Source organism: Fodinibius sediminis (genome assembly GCF_900182555.1).
Taxonomy (GTDB): domain Bacteria; phylum Bacteroidota; class Rhodothermia; order Balneolales; family Balneolaceae; genus Fodinibius; species Fodinibius sediminis.
On record NZ_FXTH01000007.1, the window covers coordinates 124,572 to 141,171 of the forward strand.

General features: G+C 47.5%; 11 protein-coding genes. All 11 read right to left on the bottom strand.

Going from position 1 to position 16,600, the window contains the following annotated elements:
* Positions 1-20: 20 nt before the first annotated feature.
* Positions 21-1,280, bottom strand: a complete 1,260-nt coding sequence (locus FN808_RS09515) for an AGE family epimerase/isomerase (protein WP_142714346.1) — start codon at positions 1,278-1,280, stop codon at positions 21-23.
* 3 nt (positions 1,281-1,283) lie between these two features.
* Positions 1,284-2,780: a sodium:solute symporter family protein gene (locus tag FN808_RS09520; protein ID WP_142714428.1), complete on the bottom strand. Its 1,497-nt coding sequence runs from the start codon at positions 2,778-2,780 to the stop codon at positions 1,284-1,286.
* A gap of 241 nt (positions 2,781-3,021) precedes the next feature.
* Positions 3,022-3,573, bottom strand: a complete 552-nt coding sequence (locus FN808_RS09525) for an RNA polymerase sigma factor (RefSeq protein WP_185958331.1) — start codon at positions 3,571-3,573, stop codon at positions 3,022-3,024.
* 304 nt (positions 3,574-3,877) lie between these two features.
* Complete coding sequence (locus tag FN808_RS09530; protein WP_142714348.1) at positions 3,878-6,226, bottom strand: glucuronyl esterase domain-containing protein; 2,349 nt, start codon at positions 6,224-6,226, stop codon at positions 3,878-3,880.
* A gap of 106 nt (positions 6,227-6,332) precedes the next feature.
* Entirely contained in the window at positions 6,333-7,586 is a 1,254-nt protein-coding gene (locus tag FN808_RS09535) for a glucuronyl esterase domain-containing protein (RefSeq protein ID WP_221929999.1), read from the bottom strand.
* 204 nt (positions 7,587-7,790) lie between these two features.
* Positions 7,791-9,566, bottom strand: a complete 1,776-nt coding sequence (locus tag FN808_RS09540) for a RagB/SusD family nutrient uptake outer membrane protein (RefSeq protein WP_142714349.1) — start codon at positions 9,564-9,566, stop codon at positions 7,791-7,793.
* A 55-nt stretch (positions 9,567-9,621) separates the two neighbouring features.
* Positions 9,622-13,110, bottom strand: a complete 3,489-nt coding sequence (locus FN808_RS09545) for a SusC/RagA family TonB-linked outer membrane protein (RefSeq protein WP_221930000.1) — start codon at positions 13,108-13,110, stop codon at positions 9,622-9,624.
* A 78-nt stretch (positions 13,111-13,188) separates the two neighbouring features.
* On the bottom strand, positions 13,189-14,208 hold the full coding sequence (locus tag FN808_RS09550) for a FecR domain-containing protein (RefSeq protein WP_185958332.1): 1,020 nt from the start codon (positions 14,206-14,208) through the stop codon (positions 13,189-13,191).
* Positions 14,209-14,350: 142 nt separating this feature from the next.
* Complete coding sequence (locus FN808_RS09555; RefSeq protein ID WP_142714351.1) at positions 14,351-14,932, bottom strand: RNA polymerase sigma-70 factor; 582 nt, start codon at positions 14,930-14,932, stop codon at positions 14,351-14,353.
* Between the two features lie 287 nt (positions 14,933-15,219).
* The gene (locus FN808_RS09560) at positions 15,220-15,888 is read right to left on the bottom strand and encodes a 3-keto-disaccharide hydrolase (RefSeq protein ID WP_221930001.1); all 669 of its coding nucleotides are present in this window, start codon (positions 15,886-15,888) and stop codon (positions 15,220-15,222) included.
* Positions 15,889-15,968: 80 nt separating this feature from the next.
* Positions 15,969-16,586: a gluconate 2-dehydrogenase subunit 3 family protein gene (locus FN808_RS09565; protein ID WP_142714353.1), complete on the bottom strand. Its 618-nt coding sequence runs from the start codon at positions 16,584-16,586 to the stop codon at positions 15,969-15,971.
* Positions 16,587-16,600 lie beyond the last annotated feature (14 nt).

A 16,600-nucleotide genomic window follows, 5' to 3' on the forward strand; every position in this document is an offset into this window, starting at 1 on the left:
CCGCCGAATCCTGTTATTTTTTATTCCTCTTTCTCTGCCAGCAGATCGATGATCAGAATCATATTGCGAAGGATATGGAATGGATCCTTTACCGGCAGGGCAGCAATCTTATCGATGGGTTTTCCTTTTCTGTCCCGTATCTGTATCCATTCCCCGATATTCTTGTCAGGATTTGGAAAGGTGTTAAAGACGTACTGCTCCACTTTTTCATAGAGCTTTAGCATCTTTTCATCGCGAGTAAGATCATAAGCCAACAGCAGTGCGTACAATGCCTCGGAGTGGGGCCACCAGAGCTTCATATTCCATGAACCGAGAATCAGCTCTTCATAGGCCGTCTCCCCGGCGGCTCCCCGGGGCTTCCCTCCTTCCCGGTCTACAAATCTCAGCAGACCGCCGTACTGTTCATCCCATCCTAATGTCACAGCATGTCGTATGGCTTTAACAGCCTGTTCAACATAGTTCTTATACCCCTGCTCTCGGGCGGTATGGATGACAAACCACATCGACTCAATCGTGTGACCAGGATTGAGGTGGCGGTAAAGCAGCGACTTATCTTCATTGGTCGACCGCTGAATCGGTAACATTTCAACAACCCGGTGATCAGGCATGTAAAAATGCTCCATGATATCTTCCATGTACTCCACGCTGTGGGCCACCAGCTGCTGCCTGGCCGGGTGAATCATACGGACAGCCACCTCCGCCATTTCCTGGGCAACATTCAGCATGATCATCGGAATGGAATGAGCACGGTAATCCTTTGGAATCGGATACGGTTCAGTAGAAATACTTCCCTTTTCGATTCGTCTGCGAATGCGATGATAAAGGTCGAGTACCCGTTCGAAGCGCTTCTCATCATGAGTGAGTCCAGCAACTTTAGCCAATCCCAGGGCAACAAAACAATCCGCATAAATACTGCTGTCATAGCCCGCACCGGCTACGCTTTCCTTCTTATGTCCCTCTTTGGTTAGCAGAAAGGCGCAGTTACCATTTGGAAGGAATACATGTTCTTCCAGGAAAGAGGCACTCCTGTTCAGGTGCCGAAGGTACTCTTCCCGTTCACCCTTGAGTATATTTTGGTCAATAAGGCGTATTATTTCGGACCACAGCCATAAGAACCGGCCCTGCGACCAGGTATATTTATCCGTGCTGACCAATGCATCGCCCCTGTTGTTAAAACAGGTAAAAATGCCTCCGTGCTTTTGGTCCAATGCCCTGTTCCAGAATGGAAGCAGGACATCCTCAACCTGCTTAAGGTAAAAATCAGCTAACCCTTTTTCCACGAATTAAAAGGTTTCTTCAATCACTTCCCGTTTGTCCAGCTCCAGTTTATCCAGCAATTCATCCACTTCGGCCGGAACTTCATCTTTCTTGTTAAACCAGCCGATTGATACATAGAGAATAAACGATATAAACAGCGGCGATGCGATCTCAACGACCTGGGTCGAGTCCATCAGGTATTTGGACACAACAAAAGCAACCAGCCCCCCGATGATGGAGATAATGGCCGTCTTGGAATCGCAATGCCGGAACCTGGGAAGCAATCCCAGTATCATGGGAACAGAGATGGGACCAACGATGGCTGCAAACCAGCTGATAATCAAGCCCAGAACTCCCCCGAAGGAATCGGCATTAATGGCGATCACCAGGGTCAGCGCTGTAAAACAGAAGGTAGACAAGCGTGCCATGCGCAGCGACTCTTTCTGTTTTAAATCTTTGAACCTGTCAGAAAGATTGGGCAGTATATCCCGGGTGATGACGGACGAAATCGTATTGGAATCCGAAGAAGTCATCGACATGGTATTGGCAAACATGGATGCCAGCACCAGCCCAACCATCCCGGGTGGCAGCAGTTCCTGCGTAATTAAAGCGTACGACTGCGTGGGGTCCTCAAGATTAGGCAAGATTATAGGCGCCGCCCACATCGGGAAAAAGAGAATAAGAGGCCAGATCAGATACAACAGTCCTGACAGAATCGCCGCTTTACGAGCATCCGACCCCGATGGAGAAGAAATATAGCGGGTGGCGAGGTTCCAGGTGCCGCCGTTGTAGCTGAGAAAATTGATGAATAAAAAGGCAAAAGCGAAGCCTGGGGTATATGGATCGTTAAATAATTGTCCATTGTCTTCCGGAAGCTGGTCCCAGATCGTAAACAGAGAGTCAACCCCTCCCAACATGTCCATCACGATGAAAAGCATGGCCAGACCGGCAACAATTTGCACAACAAACTGTGCCAAGTCGGTCCAAACATCGGCCCATAATCCACCCACGGTGATATAAATCAATGAAATGCCGCCTGCCAGCAGAATTCCCACCACCAGGGAGGTCCCGGTGAATGCCTTCAACAGAACCGCGATGGCAGCCCATTTGGCTCCCACATCAAACAATTTCAGCAGCACCCCGGACCAGGCCATAAGCTGCTGGGTGGGGAGATTGTATCGTGTTTTCAGATATTCGGTGGGAGACTCAATATTGAGTTTGGCCCGCAACCGCGACCATCGGGGGGCAATGAAGATGGAACCCACAAAAATTCCGATAGCGATGGTAAAGGCCCACCAGATGTAGATGGTAAAACCGTGGGTATAGGCCAAGCCGGCATAAGCCACAAATACAGCCCCGCTGTATCCTGATATATGATGTGAAATGCCTGAAAGCCACCATGGTAGCTTACCTCCGGCTACAAAAAAATCACCGGAATCATCAACCTCCCGGAACGACCAAATTCCTATGATTACCATCACTAAGAAAAACAAAAATATAACTATCCAGTCAAGTGGCTGCATCATCTATATCGATCCTGTGTGCTTATTTATTTTTAGTGTTAAAACGTTTTATTGTTGTCTATTTCTCGCTGACATACCTGTCCATGCATTCGCTTCTTCCATGCCATATCGTAAATGGGTATTAACCTTTTTTAATAGTACACATCAGCAGGCAAAAAGTATTAGATAGGAAGTTCCTGCACGGTCCGTAAGCTAAAGGGCAGCTGTAAGATAACAACATCAGCAATAATCCATATATCTTTTATATAAAAAATATGATAAAAATAAATGAATAAATGTCGGCATGTTTTCTCAGATAATTGCGGATGAATTTTGAACTTAAATAATATTGTGTCTTTACCGTATTGATGGAGACCTTATTGAGCTCAGCTATCTCGGCATTGGTGAGTCCTTCAAAGCTTTTCATCTGGAATACTTTTCTCTCAGCCGGCGAAAGTTTCTTCAAGGCCTTCTTCAGAAAGTCGAGATACTCCGTATAGATAATTTTATTTTCTATGGGGTTATAACCGGGATTTTGCTGTTCATTAAGGGTGAGATCCTTCAAAATGCGCTTATGATTCTTTTTGTCGCGAATCATATTCAATACATGATTCTTCAGCATGGTAAATAAAAAACTCCTCACCGAAGCAGACTCGTCAAGGTCCTCGCGTTTCTGCCATAATTTTATGAAAACATCCTGAACCGCATCCTCGGCTATTGCTTCATTCTTTAGATATTTTCTTGAAAGATAATAAAGAGGTTTGTGGTACTTCTTATAAAGACGCTTGAATGATGTTCTGTCACCATTCTTCATACCCTTTACCAGAACGTAGTCATTCTTTCCCTTCATCTTACACCCATCCTATAAATGTATGTTTATGTATTTTGCAGACAAATGAATACAGCTTCCCAACGCATATCCCTTCCGCTCCTATGGGAAATCCCATTGCATTCCCTGACAGGCAATGATTAGTTCAGCCTCTTCCAAATATTAAGCTTACAACAGAGGATTCATCCCGATTACCCAGTGAGTACGCTATGCAAAATGAGTTAACAATCAACAATTAACTATTTTTTTAAAATAGTGCAAATATTAATTGCAGATCCCCTTTCGGGTTCTATTGTTTCAGCTGTCCATGCAACCAGTCTACCAGCTTTTTCTTCTGCAGGGAAGAGAAGCCTGTAAATTCATAGGGTGTCATGAAGTCAAGCTTTGAATCGCTATTGAAAAGACGATAGACCGTCTCAGCCTGCCCCACAGCCTGCTGTACCTTTTTGAAATCTGAATGCCGGTCCAGCTCCGGCGTTATAACAAGCATGGGCCTTGGCGCAATAGAGGCAAGGATAGCCGGAAAATCTACGGGTATGCGTTCGGTGTCATCCACAAAGAATCCCAGCCGTGGAAGCAACCCATGCAAATGGGAGTAGGTCTTGACTCCTTCCACATCTCCGGAGGCGTCACGCAAAGGCGTAAAGGCTCCTGAGACCCCCACCCCCGCAATCCGATCGTCGAGGGCAGCAGTAAACAGGCTGACCGTCCCTCCCAGTGCGAATCCGGAGAGAAAGATTTGATCACGATCAACAAACTCAAGTCCCTCCAGTGCATCGACGGCCGCCCGCGTATCAGTGACCATCTTACCCAGCTTGGACCAATGGGGATAGCGCTCGTAAAAGAGGGTTCCCTCCTCGATTCGGGTTCCATACCCGATCAGGTCCATAGCCAGCACAGCCATCCCCTCAGACAGAATGTCTTCGAACAGGCCCTCCACATTCGTGGCATCAAAACCGGTATTTGAGAAGCGGTGCAGATAGATGACTACCGGCAGCTTGCCCTCTTCCCCCGTTTGCATTTCTCCATCTTCGTCAGTGGGATAGTAAAGTCTGCCGTGCAGGTAGTCGCCCAGGGCGTTGTAGGGAGCGATATTCCTGCTGCGTCCGTTGGAGACTTCCGGGCGGCTGATAAAACTGTTGAGATAGTCGTCTCTCGCAGTAAGCCGTCTGATGGGGCTCGCAGTAACACCAGCCGGTCTGTCACCGAGCAGCCAGTCAACATCCGCAAGGATAGAATCCTTTTGTGCTTTCCACGCCGAAGGCGAATCAATAGTTGCGCCCCCTTCCCCGGTGAGGATTGCACGCTCGGCGGGAATGACCGGAAAATCCCGGGGATCGACAGTTTCTCCGCTCAGTTCTTTCCACTGGTCAAAGGAATAATTGTATACCAGTTCATTCTCCCAGGGGATCATACTGCTACGGTCGAACTGTATGTCCAGCCAGTCGATAAAAGCCTCGATATCCCGGGCCTCCACGGCATGTTCTCCATCCCGAAACCGAATTCCCAGTTTATCGCCAGCATCCAGGAACCCATATACCTTCTCAAGCGACTGGTAATTGTGCTCTATAGCCCACGGCGCTCCGCCCGCCTTGTTCTCGCGTATGGATGTACTCAGCAGTAGTGAATTTGGAGCAATCAGGGACAACAGTGAATTTTGATCAATCGGCAGCTTATGTTCCCGTCCCCAGTAAAAACGGAGTCTCGGGTGCAGCCAGTGCGTTCTCCGGGATACCAGAAACTCAATCTCCTCATTCGAATGACGTGCATCGGTATAGCGGTAGGGAATTTCACCGCCGGTCCCCCCGCTGCTGCTGATAACGGCCGTAATCCGATCGTCAAAAGCCCCGGCAAAAACCGACTGTTTTGCATTTCTCGAGTGACCGGTAATAGCAATTTGGGATCGATCTACCCGGTCCAGAGTATACAAGTAATCTACGGCCCTATGGGCTCCCCACGCACGTGCCATCAGTGTACTCCAGTCATAATCAGGATACAGCTCCAGGTATTCCCGGGTGTCGTCCCTGTCATCCGCCCCGGCATATACCAGGCCCATATATCCCCTACGCACTGCTATCTGAGCCCATCCCCGGTGATTCCACTGAGTCATAAAGACCGGAAATGGGCCATCTCCGGGCGGGGTGAAGAGTTCAAGGGTCAATTTCGCTTCCTTATTATTACCGAAACGCAGTTCAATCATTTCAATCTTGACCCCGTTTTCCATCTTCTCATCCAACACATGTGCAGTAACATTGCTGGGCGGCGGCGGGAAGGTGCCCGATAAAATATGTTTTGCCTGCTCCTTTATCCATTCTCTCTTCTCCTTCCACTGCGCCCTGGTCTCAACTGGAATATTTTCACCTCCCTCATCAATGACCAGTGGATCGGGAAGCAGCGGTATGGAAGGCATGTCCTCAAAATTCGGGGGTAGAGCGCCTGTACGCTCTACCCAATCGATCCAGGTAGAATCGTGGTAGCTGACAAAGGCATCATGAGAGGGAGGGGTTTCCTGGAGTTCCAGCAACTGTTGAAGGTAGGCATGCCGCTGTTGCTGCGCACTTTGCCCATAGGATGTAAATGCATGTGCAAAAATAAAATATGACAGTATGAACAGTGCGTATTTTGTTGTCTTGATCATGTGCTGAAAACTTCCCTTATGATGTTAATCCGTAGTTTTAGTGCTGAAGTACCGGTGTTGATCTTTGTGAACATATACTGTACCAAAAAGTGACTGGCCCCGTCTATCATTGCCCCCTGTTCCACCAGCGGTCAGCAAAATCCATATAGTGATTCCAGTCTTCCGGTGTAAGATTGTGCCCCCCGCTTCGAATGTGATATCCACGGGGACCAGCGACAAGCGGCTGATCCAGCGGGGGCATCTCATCGGGCTCAACGGCCTCATACCCCCACAAGCCATAGGCGGGAGAGGCATGGGCCAGTGATAAAAATTCACCGCGGGGATCGGCCCACAGGTCCTCACCGGCACTGGCGATGTATACCGCGCGCGGGGCCATAAGTGAGATGAGCATGTGCTGATCGAAAGGCAATGCTTCCTCCCGGTCATTGAAAGCCATATAATTTTCTGCAAACCAGTGATCAAATCCATTCACCGCTTTGACTGTTTCCCCGAACCTGCGCCTACTGAGGGCTGCGCCTCCGCTTCCGGAATTATTGGAAATAACGATGGAGAAGCGCGTGTCTTCCGCTCCGGCCCACAGTGCCGCCTTTCCTCCCCGGGAGTGTCCAAGCAGGGCCACTTTGGAATTATCAATACCGGATTCAGATTCAAAATAATCCATGACCCGGCTGGCGCCCCAGCCCCAGGCCGCCAGAGCCATCCATGCGTCAGCCTCTCGGTCAACTGAGGCGTCCTCTCCTTCAAAAAGACGAATAACGCCCTCGTGATAGCGGTCTTCGTCATCCGGGGCCAAATCATTATTTTGAATAGCTGCTATACCATATCCGCGGTCAATGACCTCCTCAGCAGGCCAGAAGCCTGATTTCTCCTTTCGGGTGGGATCCGTATTCGAGGGGGCCCGGTTATTCATCAGCATAAAAACGGGAATGGCACCGGATACATCATTGGGAAGAAACAGGATCAACTCGAACTCGTGTCTGCGCCCCTCATGCCGGCTTTTAATAGCCACTCGACGAAGTGTTGCCCTTCCCTTCATGGCTTGCGGATCTTCCTGAACGACTTCGAAGCTGAGTTCTTCCGGCGGGCCGGGCCGACGGCCATACATGTGGGTACGGAACAATTCCAGAATGTGGCGCCGTCTCCGGGGCCATTCCTCCTTGTTTTGTACCGTTGAACCTGAAGTGGTTCGCAATACTTCAGGTAACTCGTAGTCGGGAACGCCCGACTCACGCCAATTGTACCCCGGTCGCTCCTCCTCCAGTTGTTCAATACGCTCCCGATCAGCCTGCCAGCCGCTTTCCTGTGCTGCTAAATTCTGTCCGCAGGAAACGATAAAAACAATGACTAGAAAAATACGCAACGGGTAATATTCCATTTGATAGTTATGCTCTTATTTTAAAGGGATACAAGTACACCTGACCTTGTTAAGAAGGACTAAAATTTTATCCGGGCTATTATATAATAGTAGCGTGATATTAATTAACGTAATAATTTTTCAGTTCCACAACCTTAAAAGGCAGGTACTGTGTCCATGATAAACTAACATATTCGGTTGTATATCTCTTTAATAATTTTGCTCGTCGATGGTTTGTATGGGAGGCTCGTTATTTTCTGCACCGTCATAGCCTATATTTTGGTTCACTCGTCCCAGTGTATTCGCTGTAATAACGTTCTGAGGGATTGGCCAGAGTACATTGTGCGGCTCAATATTGGCTGTGTTCCCATACCACTGTAGTTTAGGTTCGTGATAATGATGGTTCACCGCCATCACCCTGTCATAAAACCAGTTATCTTCGCTGAACGTATCCAAATCATAGCCATCAATATTCTCAGCTGCCATGATGTAGGATGTCCTGACCATTTCTGAATGCCGGGGCACCTCCATATACAATTCACGAGCACGTTCATCGAATATATAATCAATGGTAACATCCGCGGCCGTAATCAGGGGAGCATTGGAGCGATCCCTGACCTTATTAATGTCATCGGCGGCTGCCCCCGATTTTCCAAGCCATAAATTAGCCTCAGCCCTGATAAGATAGGTCTCTGCCAATCGGAAAATATACCAGTCTGCCTGCCCTCCCCGGGGTGAGGATGAATTGGGAGTAGGTACAAATGTCTTGTAATGCGGAAAAGAATACCAGGTATCGGTTGTGTCATGAAGGCTCCCATACAAAGACAAGTTGAACTGTTCCCCGTACTCTGGAGAATCTTCCCTGCAAACCGTAATTTCAGCCGTCTGGTCTCCCATTTCAATCCAGTTAATATCCGCTCTTCTAATGTCCGGGGTCTCCTGCCAAGTATGCTCTTCATCCTCCCAGATTTTATAGTGCCAAAAATCATTGGTGCGTACGTCGGAATTCCCCTGCCCCAGCGTATCCCCGGTCGCAGTATCCCAGTTACAGCCGCGGGTCCCTTCCGAGTCCAGTATTTTCCACCAGGCCGGACTAAAAAGGCGAGACATATAAACGCCAATGCTCCAGGCATCAGAGGGGGCGTCTGGTCGGTCTACCGTCGTATAAATAGTTTCGGTATTGGCCGGGATATTTCTGTTTTGCCAACGATGCAAATCCCATTGCACATTTCTCTTGGGGTCCTCCTCGTCAATTCCAAACCGTTCCGTCATCAGAGCATAGGGCCCCTCGATGAGTTTTGTAGCCGCTGCTACTGCTTTCTCATATTCCATATTTGCCAGGTACACCTTAGCCAGCAGGTGCCGAGTAGCCCCTTTGGTGACATCTCCAAGCCTTTCCGGTTCCACCGGAAGTCTCGATTCAGCCCACTCCAAATCTCTCTGAATCTTATCGAGGATGGCCCATCGGCTGTGAGTTTTGAAATCAAATTTTGCCCCCTCTATTTCCTTTCCAACCCACGGCACATCACCATAGGAGTGAACCAGTCGGTAGTACCAGTAGGACCGGTGCCATAACGCTTCGGCCACCATCCGGTCTCTTACCTCCCCTGCCATGTCGATATTGTCTATTCGTGAAATTAAAACATTGGCATCCTTAATCAGTTCATAGACTTCCTCAAACATGTCAAGGAAGGGAAAGAACTGGCTGTTACTGGGGGTATTTCTGGTAAAATCCGCCTGGAAAACAGCCACCGCTAAATCTGAGGCCACATACTCCGTGGACAGATAGTGTCTGTTGCCCGTGTTTTCTCGTTGCAGTTCCTGTCTTAAACGAACAAGGATGGTTTCGAAGCCTTCTTCATCTATGTATACATTTTGAGGTGTATAGTCCGACAGGGGATCCGGGGCTAAAAAATCACTGCCACAGGAAATGATGAAACCTGTTACAAGAACTGCAATAAAGCTAAAATTAACTAACCGTGTCATAATCCGTTTATTAAAATATTGTTGGTACAGTTTGTTTAATGAATTGCCAACTCATTCATAATGCAAGGTTAACCCCCATCATGAAGGATCGTGCCAATGGTGTTCTGCCTGTCTCAGGATCCCAGTGGGGCCAGTTGGTAAATGTGGCAAGATTCCGGCCGCTCACATAGACTCGCATATTTCGGAGCTTCACTCTCTCTGTAAATTCGGAAGTTACGGTATAAGATAAGGTGGCATCCTGAATTCTAACAAAGGACCTGGGCTTGTATATCATCAGTCCCCCTCCATAACCACTGGTACTTACATCCAGCCTGGCGTAGTCATTAATTGTGTTTTCAGGAGTCCAATAGGGTACCGGCCCGACATTGCGGCTTCGCCGGTCGTTGCTTTCCGCACCGCCGTTCAGGGCTTCAGGATATCCCCCGATATGCCCAAGGTCTGCCCGCACAAAAACAGACGCTGACCAATTACCCAGAAAGTCCACCTGGTTTCTTAATCCCAGACGGTAGCGGGGTTCCAGGAAACCAATGAATCTCTTATCATCTAAATCCACATACCTGTTATCATCATTGGGGTCAACCGCTTTAAAATCACCGGGCCGCATTCCATATTTTTCAGCTTCTTCAGCTTCATCCTCCTGCCAGACTCCAATAATATCGTAATCCCATACCTCATCAAGCGCCCTGCCGGGGAACCACTCATTATCAAAATCGGGAATTTCCCCTGTACGGCTCTGTCCCAGCAACCGGTATTCGCCGGTATCCCCAAAAAGTTTTCTTACTTTATTTCGATTCAGTGAAAATACAAAATTGGAATTCCAGCTCAGGTTCTCGGAATTGATATTAACGGAATTAAAGCTCATCTCAAACCCCCTGTTACCCAGTTCTCCCAGATTAACCGTTACATTATCAAAGCCCGTCAACGACGGAAGCTGTCGATTCATCAACAAGTCACTTGTCCGTGCATCATAATAATCTAAGTTTACATTGATTCGACTCGCGAAAAAACTCACATCCAGGCCGATATTTATAGACTCTGTACGTTCCCAGGCCAGGTCAGGATTGCCAATAGTGTTGATATAACTTCCCACGCGAGTACTTGTCCCATCATACCACGTCTGTGAAGAGACATCAGCCAATGCCGCGTAGGCGCCGATCTCACGGTTGCCATTAATCCCCCATGAGAGCCGCATCTTTAATTGTTCCACCCAGTCGACATCAAAAAAATCTTCCTGGGCTATCCGCCAGGCAAAAGCAACAGAGGGGAAGTTGGCCCTCGGAAGATCCTGTCCAAAAGCAGAATACCCATCCCTTCTAATCGAAGCCGTAATCAGATACCGGCTCAAGAGCGAGTAATTCAGACGGGCCATCATACCATCACCAGATACCGTCATGTCGTAAGCCCCAACCCCCGGATCAACGCCAAAGCCTATACCGTGATACGACAGCTCCTGATTGGGTGAAAACCTTTGATTTACCAGTGAAGAGCTCCACTCACGGTTACGTTCCACGGTATGCAACAGCGTCACATCAAAATCATGGATTCCGAACTCCTTCTTCCAGGTCAACAGGTTATCAACCCGCCACTCAAATGCTTCAAAGTGAGATCTTGACCCCGTACTTATATCCGCTTCCAGTCCCCCCACGCTTTCATCAGTAGACATGAAAGAAAAGAAACGTCCATATTCATAACGGGGTTGAAATGAAACGTTGTGCTCAAATCCAAACGGGAGACCTATGTCAAAGCTTAGATTGGAAAAGAGGCTTCTATTTCTGTCGTCCTGGTCAAACCGATAGTAATTGAGTAATGGGTGGTTCGTGTGCCCGTGGGGACGACGTTTTAAATTTCCATCCTCATCAAACTGTCTGGCAAAGGGACTGTTGGAATAAAAGCCCAGGCTGCCGGGTATGGAAGTTTCATTTCGATCGCTCCACTGAATATTTGCACTTGCACTTAGCCATTCCAGAATATCGAAATTAACATTTAGCCGCGAACGAATCGCTGAATACTGGTCCCCCACGCGGATTCCTTCATTCTCATCGTAGCCAATTGACCAATAATATTGAGCATCCTCCGATCCCCCTTCAATACTGAGGTTGTGAGATTGCTGAACACCACGCCTCATGACCACATCATACCAGTCAATCGTTTCGTCGGCGGGACTGTTTCCAGCCTTATAGACCTCTTGCTCCTCGGGAAAAAACCTCAGCCGTGATAAGTATTCGTCAATATCGTTCGATAAATTAGAATCAGAATAGTTACGCCATTCCTCCAGGCTTATCCCATCGGGCAGGTTGTCCGGATGCGTATAATAATATTCCGGCTGATCGGGAAATACGGTTCTAAAGTAATCTTTCCGAAATTGGATGTATTCCATGGGACCGTAGGGACGCCTGTCGTTCAACGGCTCTCTGAAACCTACTTCCGATGAAAAGTTAATGGTTGGCTTTCCGGCTGCTCCCTTCGTTGTTGTTAGTAATATCACGCCTGAAGCAGCCTTGGCACCATAAATAGCAGCAGAACTAGCATCCTTCAAAACATCAATGGTTTCGATGTCGTTGGGGTTGATATCCCTCAGGCTGCCATTGTATACCGCTCCGTCAAGAACAATCATTGGCTCTGTGTCTGCCTGCAGTGAATTGGTCCCTCTTATCTGCATGGAACTGCCGCCCGCCGCATTGGAACTTTGATTCGCTTCAAATCCGGCTATTGTGCCGGTAAACATGTCCGAGAGTTGCGTAATATTCTGATCCTTAAATGTCTCTCCCTCCAGCCGCTCTACCGAGCCTGTCAGATCGCTTCGCTCCTGTGTTCCATAGCCAACTACAATAACTTCATCCAATCTTCCCAGATCCTGTTCCAACACAATAGTTATTGTCCGTTGCTCTCCGACCGTTATCTTCTGTGTTTTATAGCCGATAAATGAAAAAATGAGAACGGACTCCGGACCGGCAACTTCAAGACTAAATTTACCTTCCACATTAGTCGTGGTTCCTTTGGTCGTGCCCTCAACCGATATGTTGACTCCTGGCAGTGGCTCACCGGTCTCACCATCAATGACGGTTCCCTCAACTTCTATCTGAGCCCGCATCTTATTCAATTCACTTAACGACTGATAAATCAATAAATAACCATCCCTCGAAAACATATAGTCCAGGTTGGTTTTCTGCAGTACATGATCCAGGGCATCACTAATACTGATTTTATCCTTCACCAATGTCACTTTCTTCTGTTTCATGATATCCCCCCGGTAAGTGAGCCTCATACCCGTGATAGCCGCAATTTCCCTCAGTGCTTGCTCTACCGTCACATCGAAGACATGAACACTGATCTCGGTATCAAAATCAGTCTTGTAAAAAGTCTTTGATTCTTTCAGCATCGTCATATACGATATTTCCCTGGGTATATTTTTTTGCTGATTTTGCACTTGCACCGCTGTTAAATCTACCGGAATAAATACAAGGACAAGTAACCAGCTCATCCCCCACCGGGCATAGGTTATCCATCCGTCTGTCTTCCTATTTCCTTTTGTAAGTATTGGCATTTTGATCCCTATTATTTATAGATATTAGTATTGATCCCATCACCCTCAAACAGCTATGGGGGTTTCCTTCACATCTCTTTAAGGCTTTGAAAATTCTATTTCCTGATTCTTCTTCCGGTAGTTCATTTTCATGGAAGCAGAGAGGACCTTCAAAACGTTCTCTAAATTTTCATCGCTAAACGTGCTGGTAAAAGGCACATCCAAAATGCTTGTATCCTTCACCGAAATTTGTACGTCAAATTTTCGTTCAATTTGCAATAAAACCTGTTTAAATGGCTCATTGTCGAAATACAAACCCCCACTTAACCAAAGCAGATGTTTCTCAATATCCACATTTTCAATTCCGGTAACTCCTTTGCCCTTAACTACGCTTACATGCTGGCCGCCGGTAAGCAGCACGCTGTTTTCTGAGCGTATACTGCTCGCTGGTTTAACTGCAACCTTCCCCTCACGCACCCCAACATCAACTGCCGTTTCTTCATCCCAGGCACGGACATTGAATTTTGTTCCCAGCACTTCCACATCTGCCGTCTTCGTGTGAACGATAAATGGCTTGTCTGCACCGGGTACTACCTCGAAGTAGGCCTCCCCCTTCAGGTATACCTCACGATTAGCCCCATCAAACCTTTTGGGATAGCGCAAGGAACTTGCCGCATTTAGCACTACGACGGTACCATCGGAGAAAGAGATCCTGGCTTTTTCACCTCTCCGGGCTGTACTGTGCTTTAGTTCCGTATCATGTAGCTGGCTACCACCAGCCTGTTGCTCATCGAGGTAATGACTGGATAAGACGCCAACGAAAATAACCAATAAAACAGCGGCGGCCGTGCTCAGAACCGTTACCATGCGCTGGTTCACAGCGGAGGAGGGCTTCCAGTGCTTCCTGGACGGACCAGGATCTATCTCATGCATCCTGAATCGATTCCAGGCGTCTTCAACATTTACCCCGAACTCTTCCTCCGGGCTCAATTTCCATATTTGCTTCAAATCATTCACCAAGCGCCGGTTCTCCGAACTTTCATCCATCCACCGTTCTACTTTCCGACGCTCTTCCGGCAGACAGTTGTTCGTTACATAGCGTTGTAAGAGTCTCCACATCTGTTGTTTCACCATCAGTCATCCATATATTTCATCCCTGTACTAATAAGACGAACGAAAAATCGGGCACCCTGCAATTTATTTTTTTAAGTATCTGGAATGGCCAGCTGTTGCAGGCGGGGCAGTATCCGTTACCCCTATGCTAAACCGAAAAAAAAGCTACAACTAAGAATGGAAGCAAATGGGAAAGGCGCTTGCGGAGACGTTTTAACGTCCTGGTCATTTGTGATTCGACTGTTTTAACGGATACATCCATAACCTCCGCAATTTCACTGTATGTCAGCCCATCATAACGGTGTAATTTATAGGTCATCTTGCTGCGGGGAGGCAAGGCTTCTATCTCTCTCCGTATAGCCTCCTGGACCTGCTTCTTTCGACGGGGATCCCTGTAGTCAAGAGTGGGGTTGTCTTTCGCAGCCATCCATTTCGGATCGTATTTTTTTCTTACCTCCTGGTGCCTGAGGTAATCCAGAGCCTGATTCTTTACCGACTGGTAAAGATAGAGTTTTAAAGAACTGGTTGGATGCCATTGTGCTCTATCCTGCCATATATTGGCAAAAACCTCTTGAACCAGTTCTTCAGCGATGGCATTTGATTTGACATATCGCCAGACGAAACGTGTCAAATCAAAATAATAGGTCGTAAACAGACGCTCAAAAGCTTCCTTATCCCCTTTCTGGATTTCCAATATCCAACGTTCTTCTTTATCCCCTTTTACACCCATCTAACTTTTTTGATAATAAAAATAACGTTTAAAAAACGTAGCTTTTTTTAAAAAGTAAACTGAGATATGGATGGAGGTATCCAAGGAGATCACAGACAGTCATTTATTCATATCCCGTCTGTCTTTCTGGAAACAAGCCTCTTAAATATGCGGATCTGTTACTCAACCGTACACAGAAATCACTTCCTTGAAGGAACATGAGGAGCCACAAAAAAACCTGCAGCCCTGAATCCATATAATGGATCATTGCTGCAGGTCAAATCAGGTACTGGCGGTCAACGTATAACCTACAATTCCTTAATCTTAATATTTCGAAAGTTTACGAGGTTTCCATGATCCTGCAGTCCGATATATCCTTCCCGCGCATCACCAAACTCCGGATGTTCCCGAAATTTACTGTTACGGATCATCTTATACCAGTCGTTGGTCCACAGTTCATACTCCAGTACTTTTTCCCCATTCTGCCAGTGTTCCACCGTCGAACCATCAGCCACAATTTTTACAGAATTCCATTCGCCGTATGGATTGGCGTTCTGCGGTTTGGCCGGAATCAGATCGTACAGTGATCCCGCTTTACGATTGCCATTTTCACCTCGTTCAGCATCAGGATGGTTTTCATTATCCAAAATCTGTACCTCCGGTGCCGACCAGTATATGGGCTGGTCGGGCTGTTCCATGGCCCGATAGAAAATGCCGCCGTTTGCACCTTCAGCCGCTCTCCAATCCAGCTTAAGTATAAAGTTGCGATATTTATGCCGGGTGATAATATCTCCTCCCCCGCCGGACGAACGTACCGACAGCATGCCATCCTCTACCATCCATCCCTTTTCAGGAAAATTCGGGCTGTTATAGCCACGCCAGTGTTCTGCTGATTCTCCGTCAAAAAGCAAGATCCATCCTTCGCTTTTCTCTGCATCTGTCAGCTCGTTATGCTGAGCCTGGCTGTTTAGACTCATGGCTGTGATAATGAGTATTGAGGTACAAAATATTGATAAGAATTTCATGGAGTTCATTGTCGTATCAGGGTTATAACTTGTTAAGTGTTCGCTTTCGCCTTGTCAGCCAAGCCGATATGTTCCAGGGCTTCGTGTGAGCATCCTTGCCAGTCGTAGGGCTGATTACCCATGTAGCCGATATCTTCAATTCCAATTTTACTGGACCAGAAACCGGAAGCCACCAGATCTCGGAAGCGATTAAAAAAGGTGACGCCCGGCTGCATTTCGGGACTGGCCACCTCGGGATAGGCAATTTCATCCAGCATCTCCTTCTGCTGCTGTTCGGTACAATCAACAAATTTTTTATTGAATCGCTTCTGACACTGAACATCCAGCCAGTTGAGTCCGCCGCGAATGGGCGTCTGGTTCTGCGGGCGATCGAGCATCATAAAATCTATAAATTCCGGCACCCCGGCATCCTCGGCGTTTCCCGATCGCTCATCGGCCGGAATAATCAAGTTAGACAGCTGGCGAACCGTCTCGAATTCATGATCCGTAAAAAACTGGCTTTCCCATTTTTCCAGATCCTCTTCAGTTACATGTTTCCAGAATTTATGCTGTTTTGCAGCTTCCTCCGGGGCCTGTTCGCAGCCCGTCATCGCAAAACTGGCGGCCAGCGTTCCCAGCGATAATGTTTTTAATGCATCTCTTCTATCCATAGTTCAGCTATTTT

What these genes read in the sequence shown, in the direction of transcription:
- FN808_RS09520 (WP_142714428.1), bottom strand. Translation starts at nt 2,780, where the DNA reads ATGCAGCCACTTGACTGGATAGTTATATTTTTGTTTTTCTTAGTGATG.
- FN808_RS09525 (WP_185958331.1), bottom strand. Translation starts at nt 3,573, where the DNA reads ATGAAGAATGGTGACAGAACATCATTCAAGCGTCTTTATAAGAAGTAC.
- FN808_RS09530 (WP_142714348.1), bottom strand. Translation starts at nt 6,226, where the DNA reads ATGATCAAGACAACAAAATACGCACTGTTCATACTGTCATATTTTATT.
- FN808_RS09540 (WP_142714349.1), bottom strand. Translation starts at nt 9,566, where the DNA reads ATGACACGGTTAGTTAATTTTAGCTTTATTGCAGTTCTTGTAACAGGT.
- FN808_RS09545 (WP_221930000.1), bottom strand. Translation starts at nt 13,110, where the DNA reads ATGCCAATACTTACAAAAGGAAATAGGAAGACAGACGGATGGATAACC.
- FN808_RS09550 (WP_185958332.1), bottom strand. Translation starts at nt 14,208, where the DNA reads ATGTGGAGACTCTTACAACGCTATGTAACGAACAACTGTCTGCCGGAA.
- FN808_RS09555 (WP_142714351.1), bottom strand. Translation starts at nt 14,932, where the DNA reads ATGGGTGTAAAAGGGGATAAAGAAGAACGTTGGATATTGGAAATCCAG.
- FN808_RS09560 (WP_221930001.1), bottom strand. Translation starts at nt 15,888, where the DNA reads ATGAGTCTAAACAGCCAGGCTCAGCATAACGAGCTGACAGATGCAGAG.
- FN808_RS09565 (WP_142714353.1), bottom strand. Translation starts at nt 16,586, where the DNA reads ATGGATAGAAGAGATGCATTAAAAACATTATCGCTGGGAACGCTGGCC.